The sequence below is a fragment of the Emticicia sp. MM genome (assembly GCF_001649495.1).
This window is the reverse complement of sequence record NZ_LXHX01000065.1, coordinates 28,248-41,185: the sequence shown is the minus strand read 5'-3', so window position 1 is coordinate 41,185 and position 12,938 is coordinate 28,248. Positions and strand designations below refer to the sequence as shown.

Genomic DNA, 12,938 nt, shown 5'->3' with positions numbered 1-12,938 from the left:
ACCATACAGCGAAAACTATCAGCTAATTATTTACAAAACTAACAGATGATTTATATATAATGAGGAATTATCTGTATTTTCGCACAAATAAACGCCAATTGGCGGCTTTCTTAAATACGCTATTTATCTAAAATAACATATTTTAATGGGATTGTGTTTTATAAAATACCTAAAACTTCAAGCGGATAAGCTCACTACTAACCACCTGCCAAATGCTATATACATTACCCTAATCTTAATTTTCTTTGACTTCACAGCAAATTTTGCCCAAAGTACCTTCACTCCACTTAACGAAGATTTTAATAATCTCATCGAACGATATGAAATTAAAAGTGGGAGTTTGCTAAATCTCCACTCAAATATCAAACCTGTGAGGAGAAAAGATTTAGTTAAACTAAGTTCAGATTTAGTCAATGATGAAATAGTAAAGCTTTCAAAAATAGACTTATTTAATTTAAAATACCTTCAAAATGATAGCTGGGAATGGTTGAATGAAGAACAGCTACCTCAAAGCAATAGCAAGAAAACACTTTGGAAACATTTCTTTCATAAAAAATCTGACTTTTACAGTTTTCATGATAAAGAAACCGATTTTCATATTAGTCCAATTTTTCAATTTGGAGCCAGCAAAGATAATCAAACTAAAGATACGCCCTACACTAATACACGTGGCATTGAAATCCGTGGTACATTGAATAAAAAACTGGGATTTTATTCGATGTTTACTGAAAATCAAATATTATACCCTGAATATGTAAGGGAATATAACCGTTCATTTAAAGCAAATCCTTATGAGGGCTTTACCAAAGTTCCCAATGCAGATTCAAGTAGATATTTGGCAGATTTCTTTTCAGCAAGAGGTTATATTACTTTCCAAGCCCTAAAAAGTGTGCAACTTCAATTCGGGCATGATAAAAACTTTATCGGCTCTGGTATTCGTTCGATGATTCTTTCAGATTTTTCAGCTCCTTACCTGCATCTAAAGATTCTCACGAATGTCGGACGCTTTCAGTACATGAATTTGTTTGCACAAATGATTAATAAACAGATTCCTGTAGCAGTCGATAATACCGATATACTACCGCCTAAATATTTTTCGCTTCATCATCTAAGTATTAATATCACAAAAAACCTCAATCTAGGTTTTTTTGAAAGCATTGTTTTCGGGAAACGACAAGTTGGTTTTGATATTAATTATCTTAATCCAATTATTTTTCTGCGATTCGTTGAAGGGCATCTAGGAAGTACGGATAACTCTATTGCGGGGGCAAATTTTAAATATAACTTCAAACGCCAATTTTCGATTTATGGGCAATTTGTCTTAGACGAGTTTAATATAAAATATTTCGAAAAAAATGGTTGGTGGGCTAAAAAATACGCTACTCAAATTGGAGCCAAATACATTGATGTTTTAGGAGTAAAGAACCTAGACCTACAAGCAGAATATAACTTAGCTCGCCCATATATGTATAGTCATTATTCGACTTACAGTAATTATGTAAACTATAATTTGCCATTGGCTCATCCTTTAGGTGCTAATTTTAAAGAATTTCTATTAGTAGCACGCTATCAGCCAATTGAAAGGTTGAATTTTAATTTTACATCTATGCTTAGTAAACAAGGCAAAGATTCAAACATAATTAATTGGGGCGGTGATATTTTACGAAGCTATATGGTTGCACGACCATATGATTTTGGGAATACGATTGGACAGGGCTCCCTTGTCAATACTCGATTTTTTCAATTTTCTACTTCCTACATGATTGCACATAATTTATTTGCAGATTTAAGGGTACAAAATAGAAATATCAATCTAGCAGGAGATATAAATGATAAAAAAAATATGATTTTTTCACTAGGTTTGCGTTGGAACACCTACCAGCGACAACTATTATTTTGAGTTTTATCGCCATTTTCAAAAATATATTTCTCCACTTATTATCATGTTTGTTTTAACCGAAAACAACTCCGTAGCCAATCACTTCTTATCAGAATTGAGAGACCAACAAATTCAACTAGATTCGATGCGTTTTCGACGAAATTTAGAACGTTTGGGAGAGATTTTTGCCTACGAAATCTCTAAAACATTAAGCTTTCAGAAAACAGAGGTATCAACGCAATTAGGAGTAAAAAAAACTTATAAACTTTCACAGGAAGTGGTATTGGTTACGATTCTCCGTGCGGGTTTGCCCTTACATCAAGGATTATTGAATTATTTCGATAAAGCTGAAAATGCCTTTATCGGGGCTTATCGAGGTAAACATGATGATAAAGAAGCTTTTGAAATTGAAATGGATTACATTACGAGTCCTGACATTCATGATAAAGTATTGATTATCAGTGACCCCATGCTAGCAACTGGAAAATCAATCGAAAAAGCATATCATGCAATGCTTCGTTATGGGATTCCGGCTAAAACTCATATTGTTTCGGCAATAGCTAGCCAACGTGGTGTGCGTTTTATTCAAGCCCGATTACCACAGTGTCGTTTATGGGTAGGTGATGTTGACGACGAAATGAACTCAAAATCTTATATTGTTCCGGGTCTAGGAGATGCTGGTGATTTAGCGTTTGGGGGAAAAGTATAAACGTTATTTCGGTCTGCTTAATGTGGCTTTCATGCGATATTGTAGTACTACTTTTTTACCTGAAATATTTTCGAGTAATGGCTTCAAAACCAACTCTGCATTTTTCTTAGTTTGGTCTAATATTCCCATCTCAAGAGCCGATTCTTTAATCTTACTTTCGGCTCTTGAGTAAGCTTCATTCATTAATGACTGCTCATTCATAAAAGCATACTCAGTATCGTAAATTTTTGATTTATTATGGTCAATTTTATAGCTACAAAGCTCTGGGTCTGGCAAATGAACGATAAGCGTATCGCCATTAGTTGCGATATCATCAGGCTTAATTTTGGTCAAATCAATACACCCAATCGCTTCACCCTGTACAATCAAAATGGCTTTAGGATTAGGAAGGTATTCTCTAACTAATTCTTGTTCTACAATATCTCTAAAGGCAAAATTAGCTAATTCTAGCTTGCCTAGCACAGACATTTCCTTCAACACCATATTATTGGTTGTTTGTATATCTTTTACCGCAAAAGGATTTATGTTTTTAAATTTCTCCCATAAAAAAATTGAAAAGACAATAATTCCAATGATTAATAAAACACGTATATATCTCATCAATATCTGCATTTCTTTTATTCTAATATTTATTAAAATGTTTGTAAAAATACAAATTAGTAATGTGTAGTAATTAAACTTCAATAAAAATGATTATAAATTAATAGTTTTTTCGAGAGACATACGTTTTATAACCACAAAGTTCCGATGTTTTTCATATCTTTGTTGCTCTAAAATACATAACCAAAAACTCTATTTACAGTGACGCTTATTAAATCAATCTCAGGTATTCGAGGGACTATTGGTGGAAAAAGTGGTGATTCGTTGACCCCCTTAGATGTCGTGAAATTTACCGCTGCTTATGGTTCTTGGCTAAAAAATAAAAATGCCGAAAAACCACTACGCGTTGTAATTGGACGAGACGCCCGTTTATCAGGAAAAATGGTGTCTGATTTGGTTTCAGCAACCCTTGTCGGCATGGGATTTCATGTTATTGACCTTGGCCTATCTACAACACCAACCGTTGAAATTGCTGTTCCTCTTGAAAATGCCTTAGGTGGAATTATTCTTACGGCAAGTCATAACCCTATTCAGTGGAATGCTCTCAAATTACTCAATGATAAAGGAGAATTTATTTCAGGCTCTGACGGCGAAGAACTCCTAGCCATTGCAGAAAATGATAGTGCAGAATATGCCGATGTGAAAAGTTTGGGAAAAGTTGAAACAAACGATACCTATCTAAAAAAACATATCGAGTTGATTTTGGCTTTACCAATGGTCAATAAAGACGCGATTGCCAAGGCCAATTTCAAGATTTGTGTTGATGCAGTCAACTCTTCTGGTGGGATAGCGGTTCCGATGTTGCTAGAAGCTTTAGGTGTAAAAGAAATTAAGAAAATTAATTGCGAACCAACGGGCGTATTTGCTCATAATCCTGAACCTCTACCCGAAAATCTAAGAGAGATTTCAAGTGAATTACATAAAGGAAATTATGATTTAGGAATAGTTGTAGACCCAGATGTTGACCGCCTTGCGTTTATCAATGAAGATGGAGAACCATTTGGTGAAGAATATACTTTAGTGGCCGTAGCCGATTATATTCTACAAAATGCAAACATTAAAGAAGGCTTAACCACAGTTTCAAACTTATCTTCAACCCTTGCACTGAAAGATGTAACCCAAAAAGCGGGTGGCACCTATCATTCTGCCGCAGTAGGAGAAGTAAATGTGGTAACCAAAATGAAAGAAGTAGGTGCGATAATTGGAGGAGAAGGAAATGGGGGCATCATTTACCCTGAGTTCCATTATGGTCGAGATGCTTTGGTAGGTATTGCCTTATTTTTAAGCCATTTAGCGAAGTTTAACAAGCCTATTGGTTTCTTACGTAACACTTATCCGAATTACCATATTGCCAAAAAGAAAGTCGAACTTACCCCTGATTTAAACGTTGATGGCATTTTAGATGAAATAAAGAGCAAATATGAGCGTTATCCTATAAATGTAGAAGATGGTATAAAAATTAATTTTGAGAAAGAATGGGTGCATTTACGTAAATCAAATACAGAGCCTATTATCAGAATTTACGCGGAGTCAGAGTTTGAAACCACAGCATCCAATCTTGCTGATAAAATTATTCAAGATATTAAAGAATTAATCTCGCTTTAATTCTCAATTTTGTTTACATTAATTGTTTTTATTTTAGACTGCTACACTATAAAAGAGTTTAAAGGCGAATGAAAGTTCGGCTTTAAACTCCTTACTAATAAAATACTCATTTTGAGTAAATTTACTTATATATTTTCCTGTTTTCCCTGAATTATTCTAATGTTTTCCTCTCTTTATACCTATTTCCCTCTGAGTACTTTATCCTTGTAAATAGTTTTGGCACTGAATTTGTTAGGTCATTAGTTGCCTACTGTTCGCTATTTATAAATGATTGTTCTCTACAGTCATACCCTTATTTAAATCATATGTTTAGGAAAAAAAGAAATTTTAGTTTTTTCATACCTATCTTATTGCTTATAGGTAGTAGTATGCACGTGTACAGTCAAGGCTTCCCAACTAACCTTGAATGGCAGAAATGTTATGGATGGAATGATTATAACGGAGATGAAGGGTTAAAAGTTATTCCAACGCCTGATGGAAACTTCACTTCTATTGGTAAGCGAAGCCTAAATGGGCTAGAAATGGTATGGGCATCTAAAATGAATCCAACAGGAAGTTTAATTTGGGAAACAACTATTTCTGACAATTCCGCCTATACTGGTTTCAGAGCTCAGGATATTCTACCTAATCAAGATGGAAGTTTTATATTAGTAGCAAAGATAAATAACTATTCAAGTCTAAGATTCAATAATACCAATGCACTAAATGTTGTCTCAGCACCAAATAAAGGTAATGTTGATGTATTAGTAACAAAGCTTGATGCTGATGGTAAGATGGTTTGGTTCAAAACTTTTGGTGGAGATGGAGAAGATGTACCATTAAAAGTTCTTCCAAGTAATGATGGGGGTTGTATAATATTATCTTACACAGGTTCAGGTAATGGTGATATAAGTGGTTCTGGGAAAAACACCAATGGTTTTAATCAAGATTTATGGTTGCTTAAACTTGATTCAAACGGTGGATTAGTTTCAAAGAAGTGTATCGGAGGTAGTGGAGACGAAGTTGCTTTTGATATGAAAAAAAGTAATGATGGTCATTATATAATTGTTGGTACAAGTACGTCAAATGATGCTGATTTAGGCCCTAATAAAGGAGGAAAAGATGTTTTAGTGGTCAAAATTAATGAATCTTTGGACGTAATTTGGAAGAAAACCTTCGGTGGTTCTCAAAAAGATGAACCTCATAGGGTTTTAGCCCAACCCAATGGAGATATCATAGTTGGATTAATCTCAAATTCCTTCGATAATGATTTCCAATTCGATAAAAGTGATATTTTCCCGTATAACTACGAAGAAAATATTTGGTTGATGAAACTAAATACAAACGGTGATATACAAAATAAGAAAGTATTTGGAGGTTCAGGACGTGATATTTTAAACGAACTACTGGCTACTCGTGATGGAAATTTCGCAATTGGAGGTTCAACTAAATCTAATAATGGCGATATTAAAGACCGAAATAGAATTGCAAGCAATAACAATGGTGCTTATGATGTATTCATTATGAAAGTTACTAGCAATTTTGATTTCCTTTGGTCAAAAACCTTAGGAGGCTCAGCCGATGATGAAGGAAACGGTCTTTTAGAAACTAATGATGGGGCCTATGTCTGTATTGGCACAACTCAATCAAATGATGGTGATGTATCAGGTAATCATTTTAGTTCACAAAACAATAGAGATATTTGGTTACTCAAAATTAACTATAGTTGCGAAAATAATATTACTACGAATAGAGACTTAATAGCGGTAAATACTGATATAATTGCGTCAGAAACGATTACGACTTCTGATAGGATTTCAAATAAATCTAATATTCGTTATGGTGCAAGCAAGAGCATTGATATTTTACCAGATTTTAATTCTGAATACGGAGATGTGGTAGAATTTAATCTTGATGGTTGTAAACAAGCTAATTCTCTCAATATTAATCCGATTCAAATAAAGGTAAACAATGAGTGTCGTGAAGGAGGAATGAAGTTTAAATTCATGCCATTTACGCCTAATACAAACTTACAGGAATATTCGATTTCGGTTGAAAATCTCGACCCCAAAATTGAGTTTAGTTTTAGCGGAAATACACTCATCACAAAAAATAATCTGCCTAATAATGGAAATGCTTATTTTTTAGTTAAAGTCTCTAAACCCGGTTATGGCGATTTTGAATACCAAAGCTATACAAGTACATGTGAGCACGATAACGCTCCAATCGACTGCCCTGAAAATGAGCGTGATGTGATTCTCGATAAAGAATATTACAACAAAGGCGATGTTTTTACTGCTACTTGGACTGGAACCTTACTCCCAACGCAAGATTTATCTTGGTTCAATGAAAATATTGAAGTGGTCTCAAAGTCTGGGAATACATTAATTGGTAAAATTCTTGATTTTCCTGCTCATATTCAAGCACAACCTGCCCCATTACCTAATGGAGAAAGACCATGCCATGGTTCGACGAGAGTTGAGTTTAGAGCTAAACGATAAAAATTATATAAAAAAATCCCCTATTTATTAGGGGATTTTTTTTATGAGATTAATCTACCACTACATTCCCACCACCACTGTAACTACGATAATCGCCATTATACATGGCATCGGCTGAAACTGGGCCAAGAACAAACTTACCACGAGATACGACTCTAACTAAGTAATAGAAGGTTTTTTCGGTGGCATCGGCAGTGGTATAGAAATTAATCCTATCATCACGGATATCAAAATGCTGCGGAGTGGAAGCATTTTTTATCCAAGTCATATTTCGGTCTTCATTCAAACGTGGGTTTTCAATTTCAAAGGCTGCTGGTAACATATCCGTTACGACCACATTTTCAACTGGCGTTCCTACAGTACTACTTACGCTTACTTTAACTACCACCAATTGATTTTGCTTCAAAGCTCCATTAATAGGCTCTCCATTTCGATTTAAGAACTGGCGACGTACCTTCAAGAAATTGTCTTCTTCTACATAGCTACCCGTTGCACTGAGGCCTTCTTGTTGGGCAAAATAGTAGAGACCACCTTTACCTTTAGCTGAAATATTAATCACCTTTCCAGCAATTCCTTTCTGCAGATTCAAATCATTACCTGTAAAACTTGCTAATGATTTATTATCAGCAATCAACGAAGCTGTTACGTTCGATTCTCCATTTTTACGAGCAATTTTACCTAAAGCCAAGAAACTGAATACTGATTCCTGTGTTGATAGATAAGGACTTGTTTTAATAGCCTGTGAAAGTATACGAGCTAATTTCGGAATCTCTAAGTTATCGGGGTCAGATTCTACTAAACTATTCAACGAAATGGCCAAATTTCTAATCGGTGAAGCAAAACTACCACCTGTCTGTTTTTGGGTATTCTCAATGGCATAATCTTTTGGTAAAAGCTGTTTAAAGCCTCCTTCATCAGAAATTTGGGCAAAAGTTGCAGCCAACATATAACGCTCATCAGTGGTAAGTAAATTACTATTTGATTTATAGTAATTCATCACTGGTTGATTGGCTTTACCCGCCATTGCCAATGTATAAAGCGAATAAATCATCTCGTGTCGAGCAATGGTTCTGCTTGTCCAAGTACCTGTTTCATTATACAAATAATCTATTTCGGTTAGGTCTTGCATGGAAGTTTTCATCGTAAGGTAATCGAGCATTTTATTCAAGACTCCTTCATTCACTTCATAATCTGCCTTCTTAGCTTCTAGCAAGAAATGAGCTGCAAAAGCAGTACCCCACCAACTTTCAAAATCACCTCCTTGCCAATAACTTACGGCACCATTGGCCAATTGCATGCCTTCAACTTTACGAATAGCCGCCTGTACATTAAACTGTGGATTCCAATCATTTTCACCAGTAACCTTAATCGAACGAGAATTTTTAGCAATAATTTTTGTAAAATCGGCAAAATATAGTTGTGGAAAGGCCTTCGATACAGTTTGTTCGACACAACCATGTGGGTAACCCAATAGATAATCCAGTTGCTTAGCAAACTGAACCATCGGAGAGCGACTAACCAACAAACTTGCTTGAGCAGTACCTGCCATATAATCATTGTTTAGATTGACAGATTCTGTTTTTCCAGCCAAAACAATTCCTGACATTGAACTTTTCAACAATGAAGTTGAAGGACGAATGGTTAGGTCTATTTTTTCTGAAAATTTCTCTTTAAAGCCATTCACAACCACCGCAATACTTCCAGTACCGATTGTGGTAGGTGCTTTAACTGTAAACATTGTACGTACTTCTTTACCCGCAGGAATACTAATTGATTGACTATTAGCCGTTTGTAAAGCTAACCCACCAGTCAGATTTATAGAAACACTAGCAGTTGTGGCAGTTTTCGTGGTATTCCTTACAGTTACTGGAACAACTACTTCATCATTCGGACTTAAGAATCTTGGAGCACCCGTGCTAATGACAATCGGGTCTTTTACTTTCATATTAGTATTAGCCGAACCAAAAGCATCATCTTTGTAAGCTACGGCCATGATGCGTAAATCTCCAGAAAACTGTGGAATCTCAAATTCAAATTCGGCTTCCCCTCCCATGCCTGTTTTTATGATTCCAGACCAAACTGCTACTAATTTCGTGCGTCCATTACTGAGTGGATTTACACGTTTTTCTAAATTATAACCATCACCACCAATACTACTACTCGCTAATGATAATTCGGGGAATAAGAATTGATACAAGTCATGGCTAGTTACTTCTAAAGCTTGTTTTTGGTAGAAATAACCATGAATATCTGGTGTCCGGAAATTCTTAATCTGCAATATACCTTCATCTACTACGGCTATTGTTAGTTCGGTATTAGCTTTAGTTTTTATTCGTACTTTCTGTTTACGTTTTGAACGAGATTCCTTCGCTGCCACTATTTCAATTGGTAATTGATTATCGGCTTTTTCAACCTTCATTGGTGCAAAACCATGTGCAACCGTGAGTGGCATATCTCCACTCTTCATCGGGCGAATGAGTGTAGCTGTTACATAAACATTTGGAAGCATATCTTCCGTAACCTTGAGGTCTATTTCGGCGGATTTTTTATCAGTTTCAACATAAAAATGCTCCAAAACTTTTCCTCTTTCGAGAGTTACGAGCATTTTCCCAGCAAAAGGTGTTTTCAATAATACCTTTGCTTTATCCCCTACTTCATATTTTTCTTTGTCAAATTCCATTAGAACCTGCCCTTCATTACTCACTTCAAAAGCACTGCTAGAGGTACTTCCATAGCCATAAGCATAAAACTGTCGAGCGGCATAGCTTTTCGCTCCAGCTTGAGCAATTCGAATTTCATATTCTCCTGAAACTTGTGGAATAAATTTAATAGCCGATTTCCCAGCAGCAAAGTTTACCTCTTTAGTCTGAACTAATTTCTCTTGACGCTTGGAATTATATCGAATTACTCCATCTTTTTTCTCAACAAGTGTTTGATACTCTATTCGATAGATATTTACTGCGGCGTTAGCAGCTTTAGGCTTACCATCAGTCGATAAAGCTGCCAATGGAATTGTCATCGGTACGTGTGTTCCCACATAGTAGTCGGGCAATGCAATACCATAGAAAGTTTCTTGGGTAAAGACATCAAAGCTTTTAACCCGATTTAATGGCCGGCCAGTTTCATCAAAAACAGTTACATATACTTTACCTTCGAGCACGCCCATATCTTGGTAGGTTGATGGCAACTGAAATGCTTGTTTCGCTTGACCATCATCATCTGTTACCCCCTGACGCACATCGTGCTCAAATTTGGTATCATTCTCAATTTCAAAAGAGTAATCTTCAAAACCCTTTGCATTGAATGCCTTACGTTTAAGGCTAAAATCCATTTCATAATTACGATTCGATGCCGGCGGCCCAAACAAATTAGTGGCAGTAGCAAGCATCTGAACAGTTTCGCCAGTTTTGAATTTATCTTTAGCCGATAAATCAACTTTGATTCTATCTGGCATAAATTCTTCTACACTAATAGCTTTTGAAGTAAGTAAAACATTATTTCCATTCAAAATCTCGATGGTATAAGTACCAGTTACAGCAGCACGGTCTAGTGGAATTGAAGTTTCTACTGCTCCTTGTCCATTAGTATTTTTCAAGAAAGATTTAAACTCTCGTCCATTAGGCAAAACCAAACGAATTTTTAGTGGAATTTCTTCGGCGGAAGCCCATTTGGCATCACGAACCACCGTATTGAAATGAATTTCTTCACCTGGGCGATAAATATCACGGTCTCCATACACAAAGGCGTCCAAACCGGTTGAATTTGCACGCTTACCTTCTACTTCAAAACGTGAAGTTTCTACTTGTGTATCTTCGAGTAGCATATAGTTAAAATCATCTTCTGTACGAGCAGTAACCATTGCTAATTTAAAATTCGGTGCTTTTTCGAGAAGTTTATCAAAAATCACTATGCCTTTACCGTTCGTACGCTGGGTATCCATTACCTGATTATTGCTTGAAATCAGCTTTATTTCTACCTCATTCATGGGTTCAGCATCAACAATTGAATTCACAAAAACCATTAAATCATTACCATCGGCTGATTTTTTGGCTATAATTCCAATATCAGAAACCGAAACAAGTTTCGTGGCATTTTGATAGTATTCATCATTTGAGTTCACATTGACCAAATAAACTCCTCGAAGTTTGGTTTGGTCGGGCATTGGCATATTGAGTACCGAAACCCCATGAACTTTTGATAAATTCCCCGTTTCAATAGTACGCTCAACAATGACATCGCTATAAATTCCTTGGTCATCAGTACCGTAATTGAAGCCATTCACCGTACTTTCTTCCCCATCATAATCATAATTTTCGTAACGATTATTTCTTACAAATGACAGTAGGTTATTTTCGTAAATTTTTGAAATTTTAAGCTTAACTTTCGGAATATTCGTGATACGAATACCCACATTTCTACTCCCTTTTGATGAAAGATATAAGCTTTTCTTACTGGTGAATTCTACATTTGCGGGCATTTCACCAAAAAATAAATCTTTAGAAAACTCCGCATCTAATTTTGCACCCAATGTACCACGAAGGTTATCTTTAATTGTTAGAACATACGCCTCTGATGCACTAAAGTAACCTTTAATGATAAAGCCATTTTCTATCACTTCGGTTTGCGTTTCTACGGCTGGCTCAATACTAAAAGCATCTTTTAAATTATCCGCTGCAATTTGTTGTGTAGTAATTACTTTCACAAAACCTTGATTTTTCTCAAAACCAGTTTCTACATCTACTACTTTTACTACATAAGGTGAAGGTAAAACGCCATCTAATTCTACTTTTTCTTGGGTTGTACCTGCACTTCCCGCAGCTTTTACGCCTTTTTCAATGATTGTTTTTAGCGAAGACTCATCTTTTAAAGAGGGAGCATTATCTAAAGCTAAAACCAATTTTGAATCATTTGGGGTGCTATTTAGGTTAAATTTTGAATCTGTATTTTCAAGTTGAACTTTGAGGAGGTTCGTTACATCAGTTTCTTGGACAGGGTAATTAAAATCAATTTTTGCCTTTGCCACTGGCTTATTGTCGGCTCCCTTTGCCCAGTAAGTTTCGAGTTTTTCTGGTTTTAGATAAGGTGTATGAAATTCGAAAGTTTCGTTGCTAACCTTATACTTTTGGATTGGAGAATTACTTAGAAGTGCGTTTGTAAGCACGGCTTTATAATTGGTTGCTCCTTTAAAGCCATTCGATGGTGAAAAGACTAATTCGTTTTTTGCCGACCATTTGAAAACCCCTTCTACTTTGGGTTCGATTCGAATGTATTCGATGGCTTGCCAAGAATCTAAATCATTTTCAGATACCAAATCTTTATCAAAAGTAAAGACCAAATTTTGAGTAAGTTGAATCTCATCATCGAAATTTCTAGCACTGACACCTACATCATTAAGTTTTGAACAGCTAGTAAAAAGAGAGGTAATAATTAAAACAATTAAACTAAAACGCCAAAAGTAATTGACTTTGGGGCAAACGAGGGGAGAGTCCATGTGTTTACGAAGTTTAGAAATAGGTTTTTCGGGTTATTAACGACGGAATTTCGTGAAATTGTAGCGGATTATCAAAATATTTTTAATGGTAATTTTTGAACAATTACAACTGCATAAATATACAGTAAAGGATAATGATTTCTTTGTATAATACAATTTTATTTATTTGACTTA

General features: G+C 35.5%; 6 protein-coding genes. 4 read left to right on the top strand and 2 right to left on the bottom strand.

Annotated features, from left to right (window positions below; translation table 11 throughout):
• Positions 1-145 precede the first annotated feature (145 nt).
• Both A6M55_RS07975 and upp read left to right on the top strand, forming a co-directional pair.
• Complete coding sequence (locus tag A6M55_RS07975) at positions 146-1,900, top strand: capsule assembly Wzi family protein (protein ID WP_082892955.1); 1,755 nt, start codon at positions 146-148, stop codon at positions 1,898-1,900.
• Between the two features lie 43 nt (positions 1,901-1,943).
• Positions 1,944-2,588 carry a uracil phosphoribosyltransferase gene (upp, locus tag A6M55_RS07970; protein WP_015027765.1) on the top strand — a complete coding sequence of 215 codons (645 nt, stop codon included), beginning with the start codon at positions 1,944-1,946 and terminating at the stop codon, positions 2,586-2,588.
• 3 nt (positions 2,589-2,591) lie between these two features.
• Here upp and A6M55_RS07965 read toward each other — a convergent pair whose 3' ends face one another.
• Positions 2,592-3,188, bottom strand: coding sequence for a DUF4230 domain-containing protein (locus A6M55_RS07965; protein ID WP_229235493.1), 597 nt, complete (start codon positions 3,186-3,188; stop codon positions 2,592-2,594).
• A 201-nt stretch (positions 3,189-3,389) separates the two neighbouring features.
• Between A6M55_RS07965 and glmM the strand changes: the two genes are divergently transcribed.
• Both glmM and A6M55_RS07955 read left to right on the top strand, forming a co-directional pair.
• Positions 3,390-4,793 (top strand): phosphoglucosamine mutase, encoded by a 1,404-nt coding sequence (glmM, locus tag A6M55_RS07960; protein WP_015027767.1) that lies wholly within the window; start codon positions 3,390-3,392, stop codon positions 4,791-4,793.
• A gap of 368 nt (positions 4,794-5,161) precedes the next feature.
• Positions 5,162-7,273 (top strand): 3-coathanger stack domain-containing protein, encoded by a 2,112-nt coding sequence (locus A6M55_RS07955; protein WP_064197160.1) that lies wholly within the window; start codon positions 5,162-5,164, stop codon positions 7,271-7,273.
• Positions 7,274-7,322: 49 nt separating this feature from the next.
• Here the strand turns inward: A6M55_RS07955 and A6M55_RS07950 are convergent, their stop codons facing one another.
• Complete coding sequence (locus tag A6M55_RS07950) at positions 7,323-12,764, bottom strand: alpha-2-macroglobulin (RefSeq protein ID WP_064197159.1); 5,442 nt, start codon at positions 12,762-12,764, stop codon at positions 7,323-7,325.
• Between the last annotated feature and the right edge of the window lie 174 nt (positions 12,765-12,938).